This window comes from Agrobacterium tumefaciens, assembly GCA_025560025.1.
GTDB lineage: Bacteria > Pseudomonadota > Alphaproteobacteria > Rhizobiales > Rhizobiaceae > Agrobacterium.
The window spans coordinates 627,939-654,177 of sequence record CP048486.1; the positions used below are offsets into that span (position 1 = coordinate 627,939).

General features: G+C 61.1%; 21 protein-coding genes. 13 read left to right on the top strand and 8 right to left on the bottom strand.

Annotation, left to right across the window (positions count from 1 at the left end):
* Nucleotides 1-67: 67 nt before the first annotated feature.
* From FY152_16745 to FY152_16770, 6 genes are all read right to left on the bottom strand, one after another.
* Entirely contained in the window at nt 68-1,585 is a 1,518-nt protein-coding gene (locus FY152_16745) for a 2,3-bisphosphoglycerate-independent phosphoglycerate mutase (protein ID UXS33819.1), read from the bottom strand.
* Between the two features lie 251 nt (nt 1,586-1,836).
* Nucleotides 1,837-3,084, bottom strand: coding sequence for a 2-oxo acid dehydrogenase subunit E2 (locus FY152_16750; protein UXS33820.1), 1,248 nt, complete (start codon nt 3,082-3,084; stop codon nt 1,837-1,839).
* Between the two features lie 2 nt (nt 3,085-3,086).
* The gene (locus tag FY152_16755) at nt 3,087-4,100 is read right to left on the bottom strand and encodes an alpha-ketoacid dehydrogenase subunit beta (GenBank protein ID UXS33821.1); all 1,014 of its coding nucleotides are present in this window, start codon (nt 4,098-4,100) and stop codon (nt 3,087-3,089) included.
* Nucleotide 4,101: 1 nt separating this feature from the next.
* Nucleotides 4,102-5,340: a 3-methyl-2-oxobutanoate dehydrogenase (2-methylpropanoyl-transferring) subunit alpha gene (locus FY152_16760; protein ID UXS33822.1), complete on the bottom strand. Its 1,239-nt coding sequence runs from the start codon at nt 5,338-5,340 to the stop codon at nt 4,102-4,104.
* Between the two features lie 44 nt (nt 5,341-5,384).
* Nucleotides 5,385-6,512, bottom strand: coding sequence for an acyl-CoA dehydrogenase (locus FY152_16765; GenBank protein UXS33823.1), 1,128 nt, complete (start codon nt 6,510-6,512; stop codon nt 5,385-5,387).
* 11 nt (nt 6,513-6,523) lie between these two features.
* Nucleotides 6,524-7,687: an acetyl-CoA C-acyltransferase gene (locus FY152_16770; GenBank protein ID UXS33824.1), complete on the bottom strand. Its 1,164-nt coding sequence runs from the start codon at nt 7,685-7,687 to the stop codon at nt 6,524-6,526.
* Nucleotides 7,688-7,870: 183 nt separating this feature from the next.
* On the opposite strand from FY152_16770, the gene FY152_16775 reads away from it, so the two are divergent.
* From FY152_16775 to panB, 8 genes are all read left to right on the top strand, one after another.
* A complete protein-coding gene (locus FY152_16775) occupies nt 7,871-8,344 on the top strand; it encodes an Lrp/AsnC family transcriptional regulator (protein ID UXS33825.1) in 474 nt (157 codons plus the stop codon).
* A 76-nt stretch (nt 8,345-8,420) separates the two neighbouring features.
* A complete protein-coding gene (locus FY152_16780) occupies nt 8,421-9,593 on the top strand; it encodes an isovaleryl-CoA dehydrogenase (protein ID UXS33826.1) in 1,173 nt (390 codons plus the stop codon).
* A 9-nt stretch (nt 9,594-9,602) separates the two neighbouring features.
* Nucleotides 9,603-11,204: a methylcrotonoyl-CoA carboxylase gene (locus FY152_16785; protein ID UXS33827.1), complete on the top strand. Its 1,602-nt coding sequence runs from the start codon at nt 9,603-9,605 to the stop codon at nt 11,202-11,204.
* Nucleotides 11,205-11,211: 7 nt separating this feature from the next.
* Nucleotides 11,212-13,203 (top strand): acetyl/propionyl/methylcrotonyl-CoA carboxylase subunit alpha, encoded by a 1,992-nt coding sequence (locus FY152_16790; protein ID UXS33828.1) that lies wholly within the window; start codon nt 11,212-11,214, stop codon nt 13,201-13,203.
* Between the two features lies 1 nt (nt 13,204).
* Nucleotides 13,205-14,131 (top strand): hydroxymethylglutaryl-CoA lyase, encoded by a 927-nt coding sequence (locus FY152_16795; protein ID UXS33829.1) that lies wholly within the window; start codon nt 13,205-13,207, stop codon nt 14,129-14,131.
* The gene (locus FY152_16800; GenBank protein ID UXS33830.1) at nt 14,121-14,897 is read left to right on the top strand and encodes an enoyl-CoA hydratase; all 777 of its coding nucleotides are present in this window, start codon (nt 14,121-14,123) and stop codon (nt 14,895-14,897) included. The genes FY152_16795 and FY152_16800 overlap by 11 nt, the downstream gene beginning before the upstream one ends.
* Nucleotides 14,898-15,015: 118 nt before the next feature.
* The gene (locus FY152_16805; protein ID UXS33831.1) at nt 15,016-15,894 is read left to right on the top strand and encodes a pantoate--beta-alanine ligase; all 879 of its coding nucleotides are present in this window, start codon (nt 15,016-15,018) and stop codon (nt 15,892-15,894) included.
* Nucleotides 15,891-16,730, top strand: coding sequence for a 3-methyl-2-oxobutanoate hydroxymethyltransferase (panB, locus tag FY152_16810; GenBank protein UXS33832.1), 840 nt, complete (start codon nt 15,891-15,893; stop codon nt 16,728-16,730). Before FY152_16805 ends, panB begins: the two co-directional genes overlap by 4 nt.
* Nucleotides 16,731-16,883: 153 nt before the next feature.
* On the opposite strand, the gene rhaI is transcribed toward panB, so the two are convergent.
* Together rhaI and FY152_16820 are read right to left on the bottom strand one after the other, a co-directional pair.
* A complete protein-coding gene (gene rhaI, locus FY152_16815; protein ID UXS33833.1) occupies nt 16,884-18,176 on the bottom strand; it encodes an L-rhamnose catabolism isomerase in 1,293 nt (430 codons plus the stop codon).
* A gap of 102 nt (nt 18,177-18,278) precedes the next feature.
* Nucleotides 18,279-20,375 (bottom strand): bifunctional rhamnulose-1-phosphate aldolase/short-chain dehydrogenase, encoded by a 2,097-nt coding sequence (locus FY152_16820; GenBank protein ID UXS33834.1) that lies wholly within the window; start codon nt 20,373-20,375, stop codon nt 18,279-18,281.
* Between the two features lie 200 nt (nt 20,376-20,575).
* Between FY152_16820 and FY152_16825 the strand changes: the two genes are divergently transcribed.
* The 5 genes from FY152_16825 to FY152_16845 all read left to right on the top strand — a co-directional run bounded on the left by FY152_16825 (nt 20,576) and on the right by FY152_16845 (nt 26,232).
* The gene (locus FY152_16825) at nt 20,576-21,406 is read left to right on the top strand and encodes a DeoR/GlpR transcriptional regulator (protein UXS33835.1); all 831 of its coding nucleotides are present in this window, start codon (nt 20,576-20,578) and stop codon (nt 21,404-21,406) included.
* A 46-nt stretch (nt 21,407-21,452) separates the two neighbouring features.
* Nucleotides 21,453-22,463 (top strand): rhamnose ABC transporter substrate-binding protein, encoded by a 1,011-nt coding sequence (gene rhaS, locus FY152_16830; GenBank protein UXS33836.1) that lies wholly within the window; start codon nt 21,453-21,455, stop codon nt 22,461-22,463.
* Nucleotides 22,464-22,674: 211 nt separating this feature from the next.
* Nucleotides 22,675-24,210: a sugar ABC transporter ATP-binding protein gene (locus FY152_16835; protein UXS33837.1), complete on the top strand. Its 1,536-nt coding sequence runs from the start codon at nt 22,675-22,677 to the stop codon at nt 24,208-24,210.
* Nucleotides 24,211-24,223: 13 nt separating this feature from the next.
* Nucleotides 24,224-25,225: an ABC transporter permease gene (locus FY152_16840; GenBank protein UXS33838.1), complete on the top strand. Its 1,002-nt coding sequence runs from the start codon at nt 24,224-24,226 to the stop codon at nt 25,223-25,225.
* Nucleotides 25,222-26,232 (top strand): ABC transporter permease, encoded by a 1,011-nt coding sequence (locus tag FY152_16845; GenBank protein ID UXS33839.1) that lies wholly within the window; start codon nt 25,222-25,224, stop codon nt 26,230-26,232. The genes FY152_16840 and FY152_16845 overlap by 4 nt, the downstream gene beginning before the upstream one ends.
* Nucleotides 26,233-26,239: the final 7 nt, after the last annotated feature.

Here is a 26,239-nt window from a genome sequence, read left to right on the forward strand (position 1 = left end):
CTTCTTAATTCGATGCGCATGAAACGGCCTGCGCGGAAGCGGAAAACTCCCGCGCAGGCGCGCCCTATTACAGGTCGATCAGGCTCTTGCCCGTCATTTCCGCCGGCAGCGGCACGTTCATCAGTTGCAGCAGCGTCGGAGCGACATCGGCGAGAATACCGCTATGCAGCTTTGCACCTTCGGGTCCGCCATACAGGATCACCGGCACCGGATTGGTTGTGTGCGCTGTGTGCGGGCCACCCGTCACCGGATCCACCATGGTTTCGCAATTGCCATGGTCGGCAATCACCAGCATGGCGCCACCCACCTTGTCCAGTGCCGCAACGACGGCGGCAAGCCCCCGGTCCACGGCTTCGCATGCCTTGATCGCGGCCTGCAGGTCGCCGGTATGGCCGACCATGTCCGGATTGGCATAATTGGTGACGATGAGATCGTAACCTTTGCCGATCGCCTCGACGAATTTCTCCGTCACTTCCGGCGCGCTCATTTCCGGCTGCAGATCATAGGTCGCAACCTTCGGAGACTTGGGCATGAAGCGGTCTTCGCCCACTTCCGGCTCTTCCTTGCCGCCATTGAGGAAGAAGGTGACATGCGGATATTTTTCCGTCTCGGCAAGGCGGAACTGCCGCAGACCCTGCTTGGCCACCCAGGCGCCCAGCGTATTGACGATATCGCGCTTGGGGTAAGCCGTCGTCATGAAGGTGCTGTGGCGGGTGGAATATTCCACCATGCCAAGCAAGGCCGAAAGCACGGGCTTTTCGCGCGCGAACCCGTCGAAATCATCCGCGCCGATGGCGAGCAGGATTTCGCGGGCACGGTCGGCGCGGAAATTCAGGCAGAAGAGACCGTCGCCGGCCTTGAACCCCTGATAGTCGCCGATCACCGTCGGCAGGATGAATTCATCGGTGACGTTGTTTTTGTAGCTTCCGGCCACAGCGCTCACCGCGTCCGGCGCATGCTCACCCTTGCCGAGAACCATGGCGTCATAGGCTTTTTCAACGCGTTCCCAGCGATTGTCGCGATCCATTGCATAATAACGGCCGATCACCGTGCCGATGCTGGCGCCCTCAGGCAGGCTGGCTGCAAAAGCAGTGACGAAACCCTCTGCCGACTGCGGCGCGACATCGCGGCCATCGGTGATGGCGTGCACAACGACCTTCAGCCCCAGATCGGTCATCAGCTTCACCGCCGCCTGACCGTGGACGATGTGGCCGTGAACGCCGCCATCCGAAACAACACACATCAGATGCGCCACACCGCCAGCCGCTTTTACCTTGGCGGCGAAATCGAGAAGCGCGGCATTCTGGAAAAAGCTGCCATCCTCTATCGCCAGATCGATCTGGCCGAGGTCCATGGCGACGATACGGCCTGCGCCAATATTGGTGTGTCCGACTTCGGAATTGCCCATCTGCCCGCTGGGCAGGCCCACATTCGGGCCGAAAGTGGTGAGCGTTGCATTCGGGCAGGTGGCAAAAAGCCGGTCCATGGTGGGCGTGTTCGCCAGCACCGGCGCATTGCTGGATTTGTCCTCGCTCAGCCCCCAGCCATCGAGAATAGTCAGGACAACGGGTTTGGGAGTGCTCATGAAAGGACCTTCTTCTTCATTCGGTTGCCGGCGGACAGCGAAGCGCTGGGCACCGGAGCGCCCCCGTCCGCCACTATGATCATGATGAGAAAACACGGCTTCTCGTTCTTTCTCTTCTATACCCGAAGATCGCGAACGCAAGCCTATACTGACACCGAAACAGTTCCGTGAATGTCGAAAACGACCCGTTAAAAAGTTATGCAGGCGCGCCCATTCCTGGGCTTGTCACAGGAATGAGCGCGCCGGGTGCTTTACTCTATGAAGATCAGAGCCGGCTTTTCCAGCAGCGCCTTGACGGCCTGGATGAAGACGGCGGCATCCCAGCCGTCGATAACCCGATGATCGAAGCTGGAAGAAAGGTTCATCATCTTGCGCGGCACGAAACGGCTGCCATCCCAGACCGGCCGCGTCATGATCTTGTTGACACCGATGATCGCCACCTCGGGGTAATTGATGATCGGTGTCGAAACCACACCACCCAGGGCGCCGAGCGAGCTGATGGTGATAGTTGAGCCCGTCAGCTCGTCGCGCTGGGCGGTGCCGGTACGGGCCGCCTCGGCAACGCGCGAGACTTCCTCTGCGCATTGCCAAAGGCCAAGTGTTTCCGTGTGCCGAACCACCGGCACCGTCAATCCCGACGGCGTCTGCGTGGCGATGCCTATGTGAACCGCTTCGTAATGGCTGACGACCCCTTTCTCGTCATCGAAGGTGGCATTCATGCCGGGATGATCCGCGACCGTTTTGACAAGCGCCCGCATCAGGAACGGCAGGATCGTCAGTTTCGGCTGTCCGGAACGGCGGTTGGCGTTCATGGTGGTTCGCAAATCCTCCAGATCCGTCACGTCGATTTCCTCGACATAGGTGATGTGGGGAATGCGGGAGACGGAAAGCGCCATCTTCTCGGCGATCCTGCGCCTCAGCCCCGTCACCTTCACTTCCTCGACGGCGCTGTCGCGGGGCGCTATCGGCACCGCAGGCCGTTCAGCTTGCGACCGCGTGGTGAGATAGGCATCGAGATCGGCATGGGTGATATGCCCCTCCGGCCCTGTTCCCCGCAACTGTGCGAGATCGATATCGAGATCATCGGCGCGCTGGCGAACCGCGGGGGACGCCAGAGGCTTATGGTGTTCGACCTCGGGAGACGGCGGCGCATCATTGATTTCACGGGCCGGCTGGATTTCAGCCGCTGGCGGCTCTTCCGTCATGTCGGATGGCGCTTCCGGTTCCGGCGCGTCGCCGACCGGAGCGGCGGCAGCCGCTTCGGTTTCGATGCGCACAAGCGGCGCCTTTACCGCCACGGTATCACCCACTTCCGCCGCCAGCCATGTGACGATGCCTGCAACCGGCGAGGGGATTTCGACGGTCGCCTTGTCGGTCATCACCGCGGCCAGCACCATGTCCTCATGCACGGGATCGCCGGGCTTGATGTTCCATTCCACCAGTTCGGCTTCCGCCACGCCTTCGCCGACATCGGGCATAGTGAGAACAAATTCCGCCATTTTCAGGCCTCCATGACTTCGATGAGGGCGCGCCCGACGCGGGCAGGACCCGGAAAATAGTCCCATTCCTGCGCATGGGGATAAGGCGTGTCCCAGCCGGCGACGCGGACGACCGGGGCCTCCAGGTGATAAAAGCAATGTTCCTGCACCAGTGAGACGACTTCCGCGCCGAAGCCGGAAGTGAGCGTTGCCTCATGCACCATGACGCAGCGGCCGGTCTTGGAAACGGACTTCACGATAGTGTCGAGGTCGAGCGGCAGCAGGCTGCGAAGATCGATGATCTCGGCATCCACACCGGTCTCTTCCGTCGCCGCCAGCGCCACATGCACCATGGTGCCATAGGTGATGACGGTGACAGCGTTTCCGGGCCGGCGGATTTCCGCCTTGCCGATAGGAATCGTGTAATGCCCTTCCGGCACCTCGCCCATGTCGTGTTTGGACCAGGGCGTGACGGGCCGGTCGTGATGGCCGTCGAAGGGGCCGTTATAAAGCCGCTTCGGCTCCAGAAACATCACGGGATCAGGGTCTTCGATCGACGCGATCAACAGCCCCTTGGCGTCATAAGGGTTGGAGGGAACCACCACCTTCAGCCCGCAGACATGGGTAAAAAGCGCCTCCGGGCTCTGGCTATGGGTCTGCCCGCCGAAAATGCCGCCGCCCGTTGGCATTCTGAGAACGATGGGGCAGGTAAAATCACCATTGGAGCGATAGCGAATGCGCGCCGCTTCCTGGGTAATCTGGTCATAGGCGGGATACATGTAGTCGGCGAACTGGATTTCGACACAGGGACGCAAGCCATAAGCGGCCATGCCGATGGCGGTGCCGACAATGCCGGATTCACTGATGGGCGCGTCGAAACAGCGGGTCTTGCCGTATTTTCCCTGCAGCCCCTGCGTGGCGCGGAAAACCCCGCCGAAATAACCCACGTCCTCACCGAACACCACCACATCGTCGTTGCGCTCCATGGATACATCCATGGCGCTGCGGACGGCTTCGATCATCGTCATTCTCGTCATGTCAGTACCCGGCTTTCTGGCGTTGACGGACGAGATGCGGCGGCATCTCGGCATATACGCCCTCGAAAATATCCTTGGTCGGCGGCTTGCCGCCCGCATGCAGCGTGCCGTGGCTTTCCGCCTCGCGCTGCGCCTCGATCACCTCATCGGCGATTTCCGCTTCCGCCTGCCGGTGCCGCTCCTCCGACCAGAAACCGCGCAGGATGAGATGTTTCTTCAGCCTGAGAACGGGGTCGCCCAGCGGCCAGGCCTCGGACTCGGTCTTGGGACGATAGGCGCTCGGATCGTCGGAAGTGGAATGTGCGCCGACACGATAGGTCACATATTCAATCAGCGTCGGGCCGAGATTGCGGCGCGCGCGCTCCACCGCCCATCGCGCCACGGCATAGACGGCGAGATAATCATTGCCGTCGACCCGGAGCGCCGGAATGCCGAAACCCAGCCCCCGCGCTGCAAAGGTGCCGGAACCGCCGCGCGCAATGCCCTGAAAAGTGGAAATGGCCCATTGGTTGTTGACGATGTTGAGGATCACCGGCGCCTTGTAGGTGGAGGCAAAGACGAGCGCGGAATGAAAATCCGATTCCGCCGTCGAGCCGTCGCCGATCCACGCGGCTGCGATTTTCGTATCGCCCTTGATGGCCGAGGCCATCGCCCAGCCAACCGCCTGCACATATTGCGTGGCAAGGTTGCCGGACACGGTGAAGAAGCCGTGCTCCTTCGAGGAATGGAGAACAGGCATTTGCCGCCCATGCAGCGGGTCCAGCTCGTTGGAATAGATCTGGTTCATCATGGTGACGAGCGGATAGTCGTCGGCGATCAAAAGACCCGCCTGCCGGTAAGTCGGGAAATTCATGTCGCCTTTGGAAAGCGCCTTGCGGAAGGCGCAGCTGACCGCCTCCTCGCCCAGATGCTGCATGTAAAAGGAGGTTTTGCCCTGCCGTTGCGCCATCAGCATGCGGGCATCGAAAGCGCGAAGCCGCATCATGTTTCTAAGGCCCACCAGCAATTCCTCGTCCGAGAGCAGCCCTGCCCATGGCCCGACGGCCTCGCCCTGGTGGTTGAGGACGCGAATGATGGAATAGGCGAGATCGCGCATGCTTTCCGGCGCTGCATCCACCTCCGGGCGCGGTACGGAGCCGGCCTTGGGTATTTTCACATTGGAGAAATCCGGCTGGTCGCCGGGCCGCACCGCGGGCTCCGGCACATGCAGGCTGAGATGCGTGGTTTCGGTAATATCCATTCTACTCCTCCCATCGCCATCTCCTCCAGACGACGAAACAATGTTCAGAGGTTTCGCGCGATGACCATGCGCTGGACATCGCTGGTTCCCTCGTAAATCTGGCAGATGCGCACATCGCGATAGATCCGCTCCACCGGATAATCCGCCATGTAACCGTAACCGCCGTGAATCTGGATGGCGTCCGAGCAGACACGCTCGGCCATTTCGGACGCGAAGAGTTTTGCCATCGAGGCCTCCGAAAGGCAGGGCTCACCCGCTTCCTTCAGCGCCGCCGCATGCAGCACCAGCTGCCGCGCCGCCTCAATGCGCGTCGCCATGTCCGCGAGGCGAAACGCCACCGCCTGATGTTCGATGATTGCCTGTCCGAAGGCCTTGCGCTCGCGGGCATAATCCCGCGCCGCCTCGAAGGCGGCCTGCGCCATGCCGACTGCCTGCGCGGCGATGCCGATGCGGCCGCCTTCCAGATTGGCGAGCGCGATGCGATAACCCTGCCCCTCTTCGCCCAACCGCAATTCGGCAGGAACCACCATGTCGGTAAAGGCAATCTGGCAGGTATCGGACGAATGCAGGCCGAGCTTCTCCTCGACCCTGATCACCTCGTAACCCGGCGTATCGGTCGGCACGATGAAGGCAGTGATGCCTTTCTTGCCCGCCGTCGCATCGGTGACGGCAAAAACGATGACGACATCGCCATTTTTGCCCGAGGTGATGAACTGTTTCGCGCCATCCAGAATATAGCGGTCGCCATCGCGCCGGGCGCGGGTCTTGAGGTTGGACGCATCGGAACCGGCCTGCGGTTCGGTCAAAGCAAAGCCGCCGATCCACTCACCGGAAGACAATTTCGGCAGGAAGCGCTGTTTCTGGTCTTCGGTCCCGAATTTCAGGATCGGCACGCAGCCCACCGAATTATGCACGCTCATGATGGTGGAACAGGCCCCGTCACCGGCAGCGATCTCCTCCAGCGCCAGAGCATAGGCGACGGCACCGGTTTCCGACCCGCCATAGTCCTCGGAGACAAGCATACCGAGGAAGCCGAGCGCGCCCATTTCTTTCAGCTCGTCTTTCGGGAACCGGCTTTCCCGGTCACGCGCGCTGGCACCAGGGGCAAGCCGCTCGCGGGCGAAATCGCGGGCCATGTCCCTGATCTGCTGCTGGGCGTCATTCAGAATCATCGCCGCCTCCCTTAATGTCGCTCTATGCCGAGCGCGGTTGCTTCACCGCCGCCGATGCACACGGCGGCCACGCCGCGTTTCAGCCCGTGGCGCTGCAAGGCGGCCAGCAAGGTGACGACGATCCTCGCGCCGGAAGCGCCGATCGGATGGCCGAGCGCACAGGCGCCGCCATGCACATTCACCTTGTCATGCGGCAGGTCGAGATCGCGCATCGCCGCCATCGCCACCACGGCAAAGGCCTCGTTGATTTCGAAGAGATCGACATCCTTCGCCGCCCAGCCGGTTTTTCCGAACAGCTTTTTCATTGCGCCGATGGGAGCCGTTGGATATCCGGCGGGCGCATCCGCATGGGAGGCCTGACCGATAATGGTCGCCAGCGGTGAAAGGCCCCGCCTTTCCGCTTCGGAGCGACGCATGAGAACAAGAGCGGCCGCACCATCGGAAATCGAACTGGAATTGGCGGCCGTCACCGTTCCGCCATCGCGGAAGGCAGGTTTCAGCTGCGGGATTTTTTCCGGCTTCGCCTTGCCCGGCTGCTCGTCCACGGCGACATCGCCGACAGGCGCTATTTCCGCTTCGAAAACCCCTTCAGCGATAGCACGCCGGGCGCGCTCCAGCGAGGTCAGCGCATAATCATCCTGCATGGCGCGGGTGAACTGGTAAGCTTCAGCGCAATCCTCCGCGAAAGTGCCCATCAGCCGGCCCTTGTCATAGGCGTCCTCGAGGCCATCCAGAAACATGTGGTCAGTGAGCTTGCCGTGGCCGAGACGATAGCCGTTTCGCGCGCGGTCCAGCAGATAGGGCGCATTGCTCATGCTTTCCATGCCGCCCGCCAGCACGATGGAAGAACTTCCCGCCGCAATCTGGTCATAGCCCAGCATGATCGCCTTCATGCCAGAGCCGCACATCTTGTTGATGGTCGCCGCGCCAACCGAGTTGGGAATGCCGGCGGCAATGGCCGCCTGTCTGGCCGGAGCCTGCCCCTGTCCGGCCGTAAGCACACAGCCCATCAGCACATCGTCAATATCAGAAAACGGAACAGCGGCCCGTTCGACGGCCGCGCGGATCGCCGCCGCCCCTAGGTCAGGCGCGGCCACCGATTTGAATTCGCCCTGGAACCCACCCATAGCAGTACGAGCGGCCCCGACGATCACGACAGGGTCATGCACAGCCAAATTCACCTCCCTTGGCCATTCTCCCGCTTGAGAAAACAACCGTCATCGCGATCTCCTCCAGACCTCGACTGACGTGAACGCTATCACTATCTCGAATTCATTTCAAAGCTATTTTGATTGACAGTTTTTTGATTGACGATATCTTTGATCCAACAATTAGTCATATCATAGAGCAAATGATCCATGATTGAGCTCGACAGTTTCGACCGGAAGATTCTGCATGTGCTCGGCGATGACGGGCGGGTGAGCTGGCGTGACCTGGCAGCGCGGATAGGTCTCTCTTTCACGCCGACGCTGCGGCGCGTGCGCAAGCTGGAAGAGGAAGGCATCATTCGTGGTTATACCGCCGTGTTCGATGAGAACCGGCTGCTCGGCAATATGGGCGTCTTCATCTCCGTCACATTGGAACGGCAGATCAAGGAAGCGCTGACAACCTTCGAACACCATGTCGCTTCCATTCCCGAAGTGGTGGGCGGTTACCAGACCAGCGGCAGTTCGGATTATCTGATCCACGCCATGGTGCGGGATCTGCCGCATTATCAGGAGCTTCTGGATTTCCTGACCACGGTGCCCGGCGTGTCGCGCATCCAGTCCAATTTCGCCATTAAGACATTCGTGCGCCGTTCCGCCGCCTTCACCGGAGGTGACACGCCGTAAATCAAGGGTTGCCGGCGCGGAGGAGGTGCCGGCTACTGACAAAAGGGACGGCCTGCCGTCCGGAGGAGGAGACGCGATGAGTTTGAACCTCGCCGCCATTTTCGATGCCGATCTCGGCCCGGAAATCGCAGCATTGCGCGATAGCGCAAGCGCATTCGCAGACGATAAAATCGCCCCTTTGGCGGCAGAGATCGACCGCGACGACCGTTTTCCACGCAAGCTCTGGCCGGAAATGGGTGAGCTCGGTCTGCACGGCATCACCGTTTCGGAAGAATTCGGGGGTGCCGACATGGGCTATCTCGCCCATTGCGTCGCGATGGAGGAGATAAGCCGGGCTTCCGCTTCCATCGGCCTCTCCTATGGCGCCCATTCCAACCTCTGCATCAACCAGATCCACCGCTGGGGAACGCAAGAGCAAAAGCACAGATATCTGCCGAAACTCGTCTCCGGCGAACATGTCGGCTCGCTCGCCATGAGCGAGACGGAAGCCGGTTCGGATGTCGTGTCGATGCGGCTGAAGGCGGAGCGCAGGGGCGATCGCTACGTGCTGAACGGCGCGAAGATGTGGATCACCAATGGCCACGAGGCCGATACGCTGGTGGTCTACGCCAAGACGGATATATCCGCCGGCCCGCGCGGCATCACCGCCTTCCTGATCGAAAAGGGCTTCAAGGGGTTTCGCCCGGCCCAGAAACTCGACAAGCTCGGCATGCGCGGCTCGCCTACCTCGGAACTGGTATTCGAGGATTGCGAGGTGCCGGAAGAGAACATTCTCGGCCGCCTCAATGACGGCGTGACGGTGCTGATGAGCGGACTGGATTACGAGCGCGCCGTGCTGGCCGCAGGCCCGGTCGGCATCATGCAAGCGGCGATCGATCTGGTGCTGCCCTATGCCCGCGAGCGCAAGCAATTCGGCAAGCCGATCGGCGAATTCCAGCTGGTGCAGGGCAAACTCGCCGATATCTATTCGGCCATGAATGCATCGCGCGCCTATGTCTATGCAGTGGCGCGGGCCTGCGACAATGGCCGCATCACGAGGCAGGACGCGGCCGGCGCAATCCTCTTTGCCGCCGAACGGGCGACGCAGGTGGCCCTGGATGCCATCCAGCTTCTCGGCGGGTCCGGTTATGTCAATGAAAGCCCGGCCGGACGGCTGCTGCGCGACGCCAAGCTTTATGAGATCGGCGCGGGCACCAGCGAAATCCGCCGGATGCTGATCGGCCGCGAACTGGTCAAGGGCAACGGGTGAGGACACGCGATGAAGCTGACATCCACTCTGAACCGCGACCCCACCTTCGCTGCCAATGTCGATTTCATGTCGGGTCTGGTGGAGGACCTGCGGCAGCACGTCGAGAAAATCTCCAGAGGCGGCGGCGACAAGGCCCGCGAACGGCATCTTTCCCGCGGCAAATTGCTGGCGCGCGACCGGATCGAAGCCCTTCTCGACCCCGGCAGTCCATTCCTGGAATTCTCGCAATTCGCGGCTTACGAGGTCTATGACGAACCCGTTCCCGCCGCCGGCATCGTCACCGGCATCGGCCGGGTCTCCGGCCGCGAATGTGTGATCGTCGCCAATGATGCGACGGTGAAAGGCGGCACCTATTATCCGCTGACGGTGAAGAAACATCTGCGCGCGCAGGAGATCGCCACGGAGAACCGCCTGCCCTGCATCTATCTGGTGGATTCCGGCGGCGCGAACCTGCCCAATCAGGACGAGGTGTTTCCCGACCGCGATCATTTCGGCCGCATCTTCTATAATCAGGCCAATATGTCGGCGGAAGGCATCGCGCAGATCGCCGTGGTGATGGGCAGCTGCACGGCGGGCGGGGCCTATGTGCCTGCCATGAGCGACCAGTCGGTGATCGTCAAAAATCAGGGCACGATCTTCCTCGGCGGCCCGCCGCTGGTGAAGGCCGCGACCGGCGAGGTGGTGAGTGCGGAAGAGCTGGGCGGCGCGGATGTGCATTCCCGCCAATCCGGCGTTACCGATCACTACGCCAATAACGACCGCCACGCGCTGGCGCTGACCCGGCGGATCGTTTCCACCCTCAACCGCCGCAAACAGGTGGAACTGGATATTCGCGAGCCGACGGAGCCGCTTTATCCGGCAGATGAACTTTACGGTGTCGTACCCGCCGATACGCGAAAACCCTTCGAGGTGCGGGAGATCATCGCGCGTCTGGTGGACGGTTCCGAATTCGATGAGTTCAAGGCGCTTTACGGCACGACTTTGGTCTGCGGTTTCGCCCATATCCATGGCTATCCTGTTGGCATCGTCGCCAATAACGGCATTCTTTTCTCGGAATCAGCGCTCAAAGGCGCACATTTCATCGAGCTCTGCTGCCAGCGCGGTATTCCCCTCGTTTTCCTGCAAAACATCACCGGCTTCATGGTCGGCAAAGCCTATGAGGCGGGCGGTATCGCCAAGGATGGCGCCAAGCTCGTCACCGCCGTCGCATCGGCAAGGGTGCCGAAATTCACCGTCATCATCGGCGGCTCCTTCGGGGCCGGCAATTACGGCATGTGCGGGCGGGCCTATTCACCGCGCTTTTTGTGGATGTGGCCGAATGCCCGCATTTCCGTGATGGGCGGCGAACAGGCGGCCTCTGTTCTGGCGCAAATCCGCCGAGACGGCATCGAGGCCGATGGCCGCCACTGGTCGAAGGAAGGCGAAGAGGCGTTCAAGCACCCGATCCGGGAAAAATACGAGCTGGAGGGACATCCCTATTATGCCAGCGCGAGACTTTGGGACGATGGCATCATCGACCCGAAGGACACACGTCTCGTGCTCGGTCTCGGTCTTTCCGCCGCGCTCAATGCACCGATAGAATCCACCCGTTTCGGCATATTCAGGATGTGAGGCAACCATGTTCTCAAAAATACTGATCGCCAACAGGGGCGAGATCGCCTGCCGCATCATCCGCACCGCCGCCAAGATGGGCATCCGCACCGTAGCGGTCTATTCGGATGCCGATCGTGACGCCATGCATGTGGCGCTTGCCGACGAGGCCATTGGCATCGGCCCCGCGCCTGCGCGTTCGTCCTATCTTGATGCGGAAAAGATCATTGCCGCGGCGCGCACAAGCAACGCGGAGGCCATTCATCCGGGTTATGGCTTTCTCTCCGAGAATGCCGGTTTCGCGGAAGACTGCGCCGCTGCCGGTCTCGTTTTCATCGGCCCAACGCCCGATGCCATCCGCGCCATGGGCGGAAAAAGCGAGGCGAAGGCACTGATGGCGAAGGCGGGCGTCCCCGTTGTTCCGGGCTATCATGGTGAGGATCAGGCCGATGCGCGGCTTGCCGAGGAGGCCCTCGGCATCGGTTATCCGGTGCTGATCAAGGCCTCGGCCGGCGGTGGCGGCAAAGGCATGCGCATCGTCCGCAAGAAACGCGAATTTGCGGCCGAACTTGCCGGCGCCAAGCGGGAAGCGCTTGCCGCTTTCGGCGACGACCGCATGCTGATCGAAAAATATCTGGAACGGCCACGCCATGTGGAAGTGCAGGTTTTTGCCGATGGCCAGGGCAATTGTGTTTCGCTTTTCGAGCGCGACTGCTCGATCCAGCGCCGGCACCAGAAGGTCATAGAGGAAGCCCCTGCCCCCGGCCTGCCCGATGCACTTCGGCAGCGCATGTATGAAGCGGCGATCGCCGCCGCCCGCGCCATCGATTATCGCGGCGCGGGAACCGTGGAATTTCTGCTCGCCCCTTCCGGCGACTTCTATTTCATGGAAATGAATACGAGGCTTCAGGTCGAACATCCGGTGACGGAATATATTACCGGTCTCGACCTGGTCGAATGGCAGATCCGCGTCGCCAATGGAGAGGCCCTGCCGGAAGACTGGACCGGTCTCAGCATAAACGGCCACGCCATCGAGGCGCGGATTTATGCCGAAGACCCGGCGCATGATTTCCTGCCGTCGATCGGCAAGGTCAGCCATCTCGTTTTTCCCGATCAGGGCCCTCACGTCAGGATCGACAGCGGCATCCGCGCCGGCGACGCCATCACCGTGCATTACGATCCGATGATCGCCAAGCTGATCGTCTGGGACCATGATCGCCCATCGGCGGTGCGGCGTCTGCGGTTGGCGCTCGAAAAACTGGCGATCTTCGGCGTCACCAGCAATGCCGCCTTTCTGACGCGGCTTGCGGGACTGGATACTTTCGGAGCGGCCGATCTCGATACCGGCTTCATAGCCCGTAACGAAGCGGCGCTGTTTGCTCCGGCAGCAACGGAAGGGAACGAGATAGCCATGGCCGCGCTTGGCCTGCTGCTCGCGCGGCAGAAAAACGGAAAGCCGGGGTCGCAGGCCGATCCCCATAGCCCGTGGAACACGACGACCGCCTTCCGCCTGAACGCGCCGGCAAGGGAAAAGCTGTATTTCGTGTTTGAAAACCAGCCGCTTGGCGTCGGCGTCACGCATGAGGCGGATGGTTTTTCGCTGGAGATCGACGGACGGGCGATCCGCGCCCATGGCATCCTCTCGGAGGACGGTAAATTCCGTGCGACCGTGGAAGGCAGGAAAAGGCAGGGCCATTTCTTTGCGGAGGATGGCCGGTACGCGCTTTTTCTGGATAGCGAGCATTATCGCATCAGCCAGCCGGATCCCGTCGATATCGCGGATTCCACTACCCATACCGGCGGTCTCGAAGCACCCATGCCCGGCGTCATCCGCGCCCTGCTGAGCAGCAGCGGTGCTGCGGTTGAAGTCGGCGAGGCGCTTGTGGTGATGGAGGCGATGAAAATGGAACACACGATCCGTGCGCCGGCAAAAGGCACCGTCACGGCCATCAATTGCAACGAGGGCGATATGGTCGCGGCCGGTGCGGTGCTGGTGGATTTCGAGCCGGACGGCGGCTGAGATGAGTTGGCCGCGAACCGTCAAAATCGTCGAAGTGGGTGCGCGTGACGGCCTGCAAAATGAAACTGCGCAGGTTTCCACCGCCATCAAGATCGAATTGATCGAGCGACTGGCTGCGGCCGGACTGGCCGCTGTAGAGGCGGGAGCCTTTGTTTCACCCAACAAAGTTCCGCAAATGGCAGGTTCCAACGATGTGTTTCAGGGCATTAAACGCCGACCCGACACGGCCTATCCTGCGCTTGTCCCCAATATGAAAGGTTTCGAGGCCGCCATTGAGGCTGGCGTCACCGAGATCGCGGTTTTCGTGTCCGCCTCGGAAGGCTTCAGCCAGCACAATATCGCCTGCTCGCGTGCGGAAAGCCTCGAGCGCCTGCGCGATGTCGCATCAGCTGCGGCTGGCCGAAACATCCTCATGCGCGGTTACGTCTCCTGCATTGCCGGCTGCCCCTATGACGGTAAGGTTGCACAAGATGACGTAGCGGCGATGGCAGAAGCGCTCATCGCGCTCGGCTGTTACGAAATTTCCCTCGGCGATACGATCGGCGTCGGCACGGCGGACCAGATTCGCAATCTCATCAAGCGGGTGTCTGCCCGCATCCCGCATGAAAAACTCGCCATGCATTTCCACGATACCTATGGGCAGGGCGTCGCCAATGTGCTGGCCTCGCTGGATGAAGGTATCTCGGTCTTCGACAGCTCCGTCGCCGGGCTGGGCGGCTGCCCCTTTGCACCGGGGGCCAGCGGCAACGTCGCCACCGAAGACGTCGTTTATCTGCTGCACGGGCTTGGCATTAAAACCGGTATCGACCTGATGGCGGTGGCGAAAACCGGAGACTGGATCAGCCGGCATCTTGGCAGGGCGAATGCAGCCCGGGCCGGCAAGGCGCTGCTTGCCGCAAATATGGAGGGTGATGCCCATGGCGGATGAACTGTTGAGCGAAAAGCGCAAGGACGTTCTGTGGCTGACGCTCAACCGGCCGGACGTCCACAACGCCATGAACGCCGCAATGACCGACGCCTTGACGGATGCGCTCCGCGCGGCCTCCGGCGATGGCAACCTTCGCGCCGTGGTGATAACGGCTGCGGGAGACCGCAGCTTCTGCTCCGGCGCTGACCTGAAGGAAAGTGCGGGCGGCATGTTCCTCTCCAGAGACGGAACGAACCCCATCGCCGATGTGATACGCGCCATCGAAATCTGCGACAAGATCGTGATTGCCCGCGTCAATGGTCGGGTTCTGGCCGGTGGGCTCGGGCTCATCGCGGCCTGCGACCTTGCCTATGCCGCCGATCATGCCGAGTTCGGCCTGCCGGAAGTGCGCGTCGGGCTTTTCCCGGCTATGGTGGCGGCGAAACTTCTGGCCAGAATACCGCCGGGAAGGCTTCACGAAATGGCCTATCTCGGCCAACCGTTCATCGCCGCGGAAGCCGAGCGCATGGGCCTTGTCAACCGCACTGCGCCATCCGCTACACTCGATGGCGTGATAGAGGAGGTTCTTGCCCGCTTGCGGCAAAACGCGCCGGGTGCAATCGCAGCTGGAAAGGCGGCATTACTGGCGATGCGCGACATGCCGAGCGGTGACCGGCTCACTTTTGCCGAAAGCGTCATCGCCACGATCAGCACCGGTGGAGAGGCGCGCGAAGGAAGGAACGCCTTCGCTGAAAAGCGCCCGCCAATCTGGGTTGCTGGGTCCTGAACCGCCCCTCAAGGTGTTAATCGATATAATGCTCAAAGCCGCGTTGACCCCGTTCGGCAAATCGAGTTCTATCCAGCACCTTTCGCCGGACGGCGATCGGGGAGCCGGAGGAGAGCCCATGCGCCTTGTAAAAACCGTCGCCGAATTGCGCGGCCTGACCGCCACATTTCGCCGCGATGGAAAGACTGTCGGCTTCGTGCCGACCATGGGCTTTCTCCATATCGGCCATTTGAGGCTCGTTGCCAAAGCGAAGGCTGAAAACGAGGTGACAGTGGTGTCGATCTTCGTCAATCCGCTGCAGTTCGGGGCCAATGAAGATCTTGCCCGTTACCCCCGCGATCTCGCCCGCGACAGCGCACTTCTGGAGGAGGCAGGTGTGGATATTCTTTTCGCGCCGGAGGTGACGGAAATGTATCCACGCCCGATGCAGACCGTCGTGGATGTGCCGGAACTGGGCCGCGAGCTCGAAGGCGCGGTACGTCCGGGGCATTTCGCAGGTGTTACGACGGTCGTGACCAAGCTTTTTAACCTCGTCCAGCCCGATGCCGCCTATTTCGGCGAGAAGGATTATCAGCAGGTGACGCTGATCCGCCGCATGGTCGAGGACCTTGCCCAGCCGGTCCGTATCGTGCCAGTCACCACTGTGCGTGAGGCGGATGGGCTGGCCTGCTCCTCGCGTAACGTCTATCTGAGCCACGCGGAACGCGCCGCCGCCGTGATCGTGCCGCGCGCGCTGGACGAAGCGGAACGGCTTTATGGTGAAGGCTTCGACGACCCCGCCGCATTCGAGGCGGCCATAGAAAAATTCATCGCCGCCGAGCCGCTGGCCTCACCGGAAGTCGTCGCGGTGCGCGATCCCGATACGCTCGCCCCCGTTGCTTCATTGCAGGCGGGACCGGTGCTGGTGGCGCTGTTCGTCAGGCTCGGCAGCACGAGGCTCCTCGACAACCGCGTCATCGGGCGCGACAGGATCAATCAACGGGAGGCGGCCGAATGAGCGCCCATGGAAAACACAAGCGGCTGACGACGGCCTCCATCCGGCAGATGAAAGGCGAGGCGCGCATCGTCTGCCTGACCGCCTATACCACGCCGATTGCCCGCCTGCTCGATCCGCATTGCGATCTGCTCCTGGTCGGCGATTCCCTCGGCATGGTGCTTTACGGCATGGACACGACGGTCGGCGTCACGCTGGATATGATGATCGCCCATGGCCGCGCCGTCATGCGCGGCGTCGAACATGCCTGCGTCATCGTCGATCTTCCCTTCGGCACCTATCAGGAATCCAAGGAACAGGCGTTCCGCAATGCCGTGCGGCTGATGCAGGAAACCGGCTGCGACGGCGTGAAGCTGGAAGGCGGCGAGGAAATGGCGGAGACCATCGCCTTTCTGGTGGCGCGCGGCATTCCGGTGTTCGGCCATGTCGGGCTCATGCCGCAGCTCGTGCACACCGCTGGCGGCTTCCGCTCGCTCGGACATTCGGATGCGGAAACGCAAAAAATCTGGCGTGACGCGATTGCGGTCGATCAGGCGGGCGCCTTCTCCATCGTCGTGGAAGGCACCGTCGAGCCGCTCGCCCGCGAGCTGACCGAAAAACTCGCCGCGCCCACGGTTGGCATCGGCGCATCGCCGGCCTGCGATGGGCAGGTGCTCGTTTCCGACGACATGCTCGGCCTCTTCACCGATTTCAAACCGAAATTCGTCAAGCGTTTCGCCGATCTGGGCCCGACGGTCTCGGAAGCAGCGGCCGCCTATGCCGGTGAAGTTCGCTCGGGGGCGTTTCCCGGGCCGGAGCATACGTTTCAGGTGCGCCGGCAATCGCCTTCCGGGAAGTGACATTATTTCCGTCATGCCGGGCTCGATCCGGCATCCAGCCACGGCGCGTCTGCGCCGTGAAAGACTCTTGCGCGATCAAGGACTTGATCGCACTGGACCCCGGATCAAGTCCGGGGTGACGGGTGTGGGGTACGTCCCCAAAAAACAACGCCCTTATACAATCCCGCCGCTGCCGCCAACCGAAGCCGGGCGCTTCGCCGCAACATGGCCGCGATAGCCGCTCGCACGATAAGTCGCGACCGGATCGATTGCGCCGCCCGCCAATTGCCGCGCCTGGGCAAGAATCGGTTCGACGTCGGTGCGATAGGCCCGCTTCAGCATATCGGAAGCCATCAGCGCATCATTGTCCTGCTGGTAGCCGTCGAGGGCCGCGCGATCCACCAGCAGCGCCTGCGCATAGGCGCGGCGGATTTCGTTGGCGCTGGAGATCAGGCTTTCGATCGGGTCCGTCACATTGTGAGACTGGTCGATCATATGGGCGGGATGGAAACCCTTCACGCCGCGATATTCGGCATCCACCAGCTCGTTGAAGACGAGGAACAGGCGGTATGGCTCGATTGAACCGGCATCCAGATCGTCATCGCCATATTTGCTGTCGTTGAAGTGGAAACCGCCGAGCTTGCCGAACTGGATGAGCCGGGCGACGATCATCTCAATGTTGGTGTTCGGCGCATGGTGGCCGAGATCGACGAGGCAGAAGGCCTTTTCGCCGAGCGTATTGGCGATGAGGTAATTGGTGCCCCAGTCCTGCACGACGGTCGAATAGAAGGCCGGCTCGTACATCTTGTGTTCGGAAAAGATGCGCCAGTCATCCGGCAGCGCCTTGTAGATATCGGCCATGGCGGCAAGATAACGCTCGAAACTTCTGGTGAAGTTGCTCTGGCCGGGAAAATTCGAACCATCGCCCACCCACACCGTCAGCGCTTTTGAGCCGATGGCATTACCGATCTCGATACATTCGATGTTGTGCTCGACCGCCTGCCGGCGCGTGGCGGCGTCCGTGTGGCTGAGCGAACCGTATTTGTAGGAATGGCTCTGGCCCGGCGCATCCGAAAACGTGTTGGAATTCATGGCGTCGAAGCCGAGACCCAGCGCATCGGCATGGGCTTTCAATCGCTTCGGGTCTTCCTTGTCCCACGGAATATGCAGGGAAACATTAGGGGTGGCGCGCGTCAGCTGGTTGATGACGGCGCAATCATCCAGCTTGTCGAAAATGCCGCGCGGCTCGCCCGTGCCGGGAAAACGGGCAAAGCGGGTGCCGCCGGTGCCAACACCCCAGGATGGCACCGCGACGAAAAATTCCGCGACCTTGGCCGTGACGGCCTCGATATCGATATTGCGGCGCGCAAGCTGGTTGCCCAGCGCCTGATAATCGTCCTTTAGCGCAGCAGCACGCTTGTCGTTTTCCGCCGCGATCACATCGGCGGCGATTTTCGTCTCGGTCATCTCTTCCTCCCCGGAATCGGTCCAGTGCATGCTAGTTCATCGCCCCACCTCCGTCATTCCGGCCTTGAGCCGGAATGACGGAGGTAAGACGTGCCGAAATTCCTACCGCGTAAAACTCTGCGCGTTACCGGCATCAACATTGATGATGTTGCCGGTCGACTTGGCGGAGGCGTCGGACGCCAGGAAGTAGATCGCCTCGGCGATATCTTCCGGGAAGACATTGAGCTTCAGCATGGAGCGCTTGCGGTAATGTTCCTCCAGATCGGTCACTTCGATCTTGGAAGAGGCCGCGCGCTGTTCGCGCCATTCACCAGTCCAGATTTTCGAACCGCGCAGCACGGCATCGGGATTGACGGTATTGACGCGAATGCCCGCTTCCGCCCCTTCAAGGGCGAGGCAACGGGCCAGATGAATTTCCGCAGCCTTGGCCGTGCAATAGGCGGACGCATTGGGCGAGGAAGCGAGACCGTTTTTCGAGGCGACGAACACCACGTTGCCGCCGAGATTCTGACGCCGCAGCAGCCGGAAAGCTTCCCGCGAAACGAGGAAATAGCCGGTGGCGAGAATGTCGATATTCTTGTTCCACATGGCAAGCGTCGTGTCTTCCACCGGAGCGGAGGAAGCGATACCGGCATTAGAAACGAGGATATCCACGCCGCCGAATTCCACGCTCGCTTCCGCGAAGGCCGCAATGACGGCATCCTCTTTCGTCACGTCAAGCTTGACGGTACGCACCGCGTCAGTGCTGTAGCACTTGACGAAATCGCCCTTGGCGGCTTCCAGCGCCGCTTCGTCAATATCCGCCAGAACCACGCAGGCGCCCTCGCCCGCCAGCCTTTCCGCCGTTGCCCGGCCGATACCGCCAGCACCGCCGGTGACGAAGGCCACCCGGCCGGCAAGGCTCTTCGGCTTCGGCATGCGCTGAAGCTTTGCCTCTTCCAGCAGCCAATATTCGATATCGAAGGCTTCCTGCTCCGGCAGGCCCTGATATTCGGAGACGGTAGAAGCACCACGCATGACGTTGATGGCGTTGACGTAAAATTCGCCGGCAATGCGGGCGGTGGCCTTGTCCTTCGCGAAGGACAACATGCCGACGCCGGGGATCAGGAAAATAACCGGGTTTGGGTCGCGTATATCAGGCGAATTGTCGTGGCGGCAGGCTTCATAGTAGCGGGTATAATCGGCGCGGTAAGCTTCAAGCGCCTTGTCGAGACCGGCCGTCAGCGCATCCACATCGGGATTGGCCGTATCGAGATCGAGGATCAGCGGGCGGATTTTGGTGCGCAGGAAGTGATCCGGGCAGGATGTGCCGAGCGCGCCGAGCGGCTTCAGGTCTTTCGAGTTGACGAATTCGAGCACCGCGTCCTGATCGTCGAAATGGCCGAGCTTGCGTTCCTCACGGCCGATGCGGCCACGGATTTCCGGCATCAGCCGGGCGCCGATGGCACGGCGTTCGGCAAGGGGCAGGCTCTTGGCGACAGCACCGCCGAAAATCGTCCTGCCTTCGGTCTGCGCAGCAAACCATTCGATCGCCTTGTTGATGATGGCTAGCGTCAGCTCGTAACACGCCTTGGCGTCGTTATCCCAGGTGAACAGGCCGTGACTTTCCAGCACCACGCCCTTGGCCTTGGGGTTGGCCTTGACGAAAGCTTCGAGATCGAGACCGAGCTGGAAACCGGGGCGACGCCAGGGCAGCCAGCCGATATCGTCACCGAAAATCTGCTGCGTCAGCTCTTTCGAATTCTTCGAGGCGGCAATGGCGATGATCGCGTCCGGATGCATGTGGTCGACATGATCGTAAGGCACGAAACCGTGCAGCGGCGTATCTATGGAAGCCGCGCGCGGATTGAGGTTGAAGGTGCAATGCGGCAGGAAGCCGACCATGCGGTCTTCATCCTCGACACCCTTGTAAATGCCCTTCAGCGCTTCCAGCTTGTCGAGATAAAGCGTCGCAAAACCATCGAGCTTGATGGTGCCGACATCACCGCCGGAGCCTTTGACCCACATGACGCGGACCTTCTCGCCGGTCAGCGGATCGGTTTCCAACACCTTTGCGGAGGTATTGCCGCCGCCATAATTGGTGATGCGCTTGTCCGCACCCAGCAGATTGGAGCGATAAAGCAGCTTGCCGGGCTCATCGAGCGTTCTGGCATAGGCGTCGTCCCAACGGCTTTCGAGAAGGCGGGATTTTCCCGTCATGTCTTCCTCCCAATATCTGTCTGCATTCGCGGAGCCGATACCGGCCCGCCTCCTTTGACGGCAGATATCGCGCATCCAAAAGCATAATGTCAATCAAAAACGATCATAAATTTTCATGTTGCAGCGCGATATTGATTAATTTGATCGTTCTTGATTGACAACGTAAAGAGATTGCGAATAATCACAATCAGGAGGACCCCATGCACGAACGCGAACGCCATCGCATCATCTTGAGCGCCACGCAGGAAAAAGCTGTCGTGACGGTGCAGGATATTGCCGAACTGACGGATGCGTCTGAAGCGACGATCCGCCGGGATATCGCGTCTCTGCATGTTCAGGGCAAATTGCGCCGCGTGCGCGGCGGGGCCGAAGCGGTGCATCCGCCGCAGCTCGGCAATCTGGCCGCAAGGCCGTTCCGCGTGTCCGAATCGGTCAATATCGACAAGAAACGCGCAATTGCGCGCAAGGCGGTCGATCTCTGCCACGATGGCGACGCGATCATCCTGAATGGCGGCACGACCACATTCCAGATGGTGCATTACATGGCAGCGCGACGCCTGCAGGTCATGACCAATTCTTTCGCCATCGCCGAGCATCTGGTCAAGCATTCCAAATGCAATGTCAGCGTTCCGGGCGGCGCGATCTATCGGGATCAGAGCCTTATCCTCTCGCCTTTCGAGAATGATGCGATCCGCAATTTTTATGCGCGTCGGATTTTTCTCGGTGCGCAAGGCGTGGGCGCACTCGGCATCATGGAATCCGACGCACTGGTTATCCAGAGCGAGCAGAAGCTGATGCGGCAGGCGGAAGAGCTGATCGTCATGGTCGATTCTTCGAAATTCAGAAAGCGATCCAGCCTCATTTTATGCCCGCTCGAAAATGTCTCGACCATCATTACCGATGACGGGATTTCCGATGAGGCGGCGAGGATGGTGGAAGATGCCGGCGTCGAATTGCTGGTCGTCGGCGCGGTGAGGGATGGCAAGACAGCCGCCCCACCGGATGAAGAGGATTCTTCTTCGGTCGCCTGAGGAGCACCGGAGGGAGGAAAAGGTTCAAAACGGGAGGAAAAGGGACATGAAACTTACACGCAGAACATTGACGAGCGCTCTGGCGCTCAGCGCGGCGCTCTCCGTCGCAGGACTGGGCAGCGTTGCCCAGGCCGCCGATGTGAAGATCGCACTTGTGGTCAAATCGCTCGGCAACGGCTTTTTCGAAGCCGCCAACAAGGGCGCGCAGGAAGCAGCAAAAGACCTCGGCGGCGTCGAGATCATCTATACCGGCCCGACCAGCACCACGGCGGAAGGCCAGATCGAAGTCATCAATTCGCTGATCGCGCAGGGCGTAGACGCCATCGCCATTTCCGCCAATGACCCCGACGCCGTGGTTCCCGCACTGAAAAAGGCGGCACAGCGCGGCATCAAGGTCATCTCCTGGGATTCGGGCGTCGCACCGGAAGGCCGCATTCTCCAGCTTAATCCCTCTTCCAACGCGCTGATCGGCAAGATGTGCCTGCAGCTTGCGGCATCGCATCTGGAAGGCGGCAAGGGCGATTTCGCCATTCTTTCGGCCACCACCACCTCCACGAACCAGAATATCTGGATCGATGAGATGAAGAAGCAGCTGAAGGATTTCCCCGGCCTCAACCTTGTCACCACGGTTTACGGCGACGATCTGGCCGACAAGAGCTACCGCGAAGCGCAGGGCCTGCTCTCCTCGCAGCCGAATGTGAAGGTTATCGTTGCGCCGACAACGGTTGGCGTTCTCGCCGCCTCGCAGGCCGTGAAGGACGCGGGCAAGATCGGTCAGGTCTATGTGACCGGCCTTGGCCTGCCGTCTGAAATGGCCGGCGCCATCAAGTCGGGCGCCACCAAGGAATTCGCCATCTGGAACCCGATCGACCTCGGCTACTCCGCCACCCAGATCGCCTATCGCCTGGTGAAGGGCGAAACCGATGGCAAGCCGGGCTCGGAAATCGAAGCCGGCCGCATGGGCAAGATCAAGGTTGGCGAAAACAGCGAAGCGGCGATGGCCGATCCGTTTGTTTATGATGCGAAGAATATCGATCAGTTCTCGAAGATTTTTTGATCTTGAGAAGTGACGGCAGTCTGCGGAGGGCACCCCCCTCTGCCCTGCCGGGCATCTCCCCCTCAAGGGGGGAGATCGATATGCCGCACCCGCTCGATCCATAAGGCAGGGTGCTATCCGCTTGCCGATCTCCCCCTTGAGGGGGAGATGCCCGGCAGGGCAGAGGGGGGTGCCCCTCGCCACTTCACTCAAAACAGACCGGTAAGACGGAATGATGCGTGCTGAAACCCAAACCATAGACATACCAGCGACTTCCAGCGCCACGCCCATTCTCGAAATGCGCGGCATCAGCCAGATATTCCCCGGCGTCAAAGCGCTGGATGGTGTCGATATCGCGCTTTATCCCGGCAAGGTCACCGCGCTGATCGGTGAAAACGGCGCGGGCAAATCCACGCTCGTCAAAATCCTCACCGGCATTTACCGCCCGAACGAGGGCGAAATCCTTCTCGATGGTCAGCCTGTCCATTTTCACAGCGCACAGGACGCCATCGATGCCGGCGTGACCGCCATTCATCAGGAAACCGTGCTGTTCGACGAGCTCTCCGTCGGCGAAAACATCTTCCTAGGCCATGCGCCAAAAGGCCGTTTCGGTCTGATCGACTGGAAGACCATCAACACGCGCGCCAGAACCCTGCTGGAACAAACGGAAAGCACCATCGATCCGACGATCCGGCTGAAGGACCTGTCCATTGCCCAGCGCCACCTCGTCGCCATCGCCCGCGCGCTGTCGGTCGAGGCGCGCATCGTCATCATGGACGAACCGACGGCTGCGCTTTCTCGCAAGGAGATCGACGATCTCTTTCGCATCGTCGAAAACCTGAAGCGGCAGGGCAAGGCGATCCTCTTCATCAGCCACAAGTTCGATGAAGTCTATGAGATCGCCGAGAACTACGCCGTGTTCCGCGACGGCAGGATGGTCGGTGCGGGCAATCTTGCGGCCACGCCGCAGGACGAGATTGTGCGGCTGATGGTCGGTCGCGACGTGACGAACGCCTTTCCCAAGCAGGCCGTCACACTTGGTCAGACGGTTCTTTCGGTCCGTGATTATTCGCATCAGACGGAATTCCGCGATATTTCGCTCGAACTGCGCAAGGGCGAGATTCTCGGCCTTTACGGGCTGATCGGCGCCGGTCGCTCCGAACTCTGCCAGTCGCTGTTCGGCATTACCCGGCCGGCTTCGGGACAGGTATCGCTGGAAGGCCAGCCGCTCACCATCCGCTCGCCGGAAGACGCGATCCGCGCCGGCATCGTTTATGTGCCGGAAGAACGCGGCCGCCATGGGCTGGCACTCGACATGCCGATCTACCAGAACATGTCGCTGCCATCGCTCACGCGTACCTCGCGCAAGGGGTTTCTGGCCGCCGCCAATGAATTCGCGCTCGCGCGCAAATATGCCTCGCGGCTCGATCTGCGCGCGGCCGCCCTTTCGGTGCCGGTTGGCACGCTTTCAGGCGGCAACCAGCAGAAGGTGGTGATCGGCAAGTGGCTCGCCACCCAGCCCAAGGTCATCATTCTCGATGAACCCACCAAGGGCATCGATATCGGCTCCAAGGCCGCCGTGCACGGTTTCATCAGCGAGCTTGCCGCCGAAGGGCTCTCCATCATCATGATTTCATCCGAACTTCCCGAAATCCTCGGCATGTCCGACCGCGCCATCGTCATGCGCGAAGGCCTGATGGCGGGCCAGTTCGAACGCGCCGATTTTTCTCCGGAAAAGCTGGTGCGCGCCGCCACCGGCAATGCCTGAGAGGGGCAAAACCATGCAACGTCTACTCAAAAATCGCGAATGGCTGCTGGCAGGCATCATCCTCATCATGATCGCCGGTTTTGCGCTGCGCGCGCCCGGTTTCAGCCGGCCCGGCAATCTCGTCAATATCTTCAATGACACGTCCATCCTCATCATTCTGGCGCTTGGCCAGATGGCGGTCATTCTCACCAAATCCATCGATCTTTCGGTTGCCGCCAATCTCGCCTTCACCGGCATGGCGGTGGCCATGACCAATGCCGCCTTTCCGGGTATTCCCCTGCCGCTGCTCATCGTCATGGCGGTCGGCATCGGCGCCTTTCTCGGCTCGCTCAACGGCGTGCTGGTCTGGTGGCTCGGCATTCCGCCCATCGTCGTCACACTCGGAACGCTCACCATCTATCGCGGCATGGCCTTCGTGCTGTCGGGCGGCGGCTGGGTGAATGCGCACCAGCTTTCGCCGACCTTCCTCAATGTGCCGCGCACCATGATCCTCGGCATGCCGGTGCTTTCCTGGGTGGCGATCCTCATCATCGCCGGCGCGTGGCTGGTGCTCAGCCGCACCTCCTTCGGCCGCTCGGCCTATGCATCGGGCGGTAATCCGAGTGCGGCCGTCTATGCTGGCATCGATGTCGGCCGCACGCGCTTCTTCGCCTTCGTGCTGTCAGGCGCGCTCGCCGGTCTCGCCAGCTATCTCTGGGTCTCGCGTTATGCGGTTGCCTATGTCGATATCGCCGCTGGTTTCGAGCTGGACAGCGTGGCGGCGAATGTGATCGGCGGCATCTCGATTGCCGGCGGCATCGGCTCGGTGGCGGGTGCGGTGCTTGGCGCGCTGTTCCTCGGCGTCATCAAGAACGCCCTGCCCGTCATCGGCATCTCGCCCTTCGCGCAGATGGCGATTTCCGGCGTGGTGATCGTGCTTGCCGTCGTGTTCAACGCCCGCGCCGAAGCGCGAAAAGGCCGCATCATCCTGCGTGACCGCGCAGCAAGCGATCAGGCCAGGGAGGCCGCAGCATGAGCACGACACCTCAACCAGCGCAGAATCCGCGCGTCATTCCAGACAAGCTCGGCACGCCGCTACGCCGCATCATGGCCAGCTGGGAAGTGCTGCTGCTTGGCGTTGCGATCCTCATCTTCATCGCCAATTCCCTGGCCTCGCCCTATTTCCTCAATGCGTGGAACCTGTCGGATGCGACCTTCAATTTCACGGAAAAGGCGATCATCGCCTTCGCCATGGCGCTGTTGATCATCGCCGGTGAAATCGATCTTTCCGTCGCCGCCATCATCGCGCTCGCCTCCACCGCCATGGGTGCGGCAGTGCAGATGGGGGTCGGCACGCCCGGCCTCGTCGCCATCGGCATCGGCACCGGGCTTTTGTGCGGGGCCTTCAACGGTTTTCTGGTCGCAGGGCTGAAGCTGCCGTCCATCGTCGTCACCATCGGCACGATGAGCCTGTTTCGCGGCATTTCCTACATGGTGCTGGGCGATCAGGCCTATGGCAAATATCCGGCCGATTTTGCCTATTTCGGTCAGGGTTACGTTTTCTCGGTGATTTCTTTCGAATTCGTGCTGTTCATCGCCATGGCCATCCTCTTCGCCATTCTGCTGCACGCCACCAATTTCGGCCGGCAGGTCTATGTGATCGGCAACAACTCCTTCGCCGCCCGTTTCTCCGGAATTCCGGTCGAGCGGGTAAAGTTCATCCTGTTCCTGCTCACCGGCCTGATGAGCGGCATTGCCGCCGTCTGCCTCACGTCGCGGCTCGGCTCCACGCGCCCGTCCATTGCTCAAGGGTGGGAGCTTGAGGTGGTGACCATGGTGGTGCTCGGCGGTGTCTCCATCCTCGGTGGCTCCGGCACCATTGCAGGCGTGGTCATTGCCGCTTTCGTCATGGGCCTCGTCACCTTCGGGCTCGGTCTTCTGAATGTGCCCGGTATCGTCATGTCGATCTTCGTCGGTCTGCTGCTCATCGTCACCATCGCCATCCCCATCGTTGTCCGTCGCCTTCGGGCCCTCAGAAACTGAACAATGA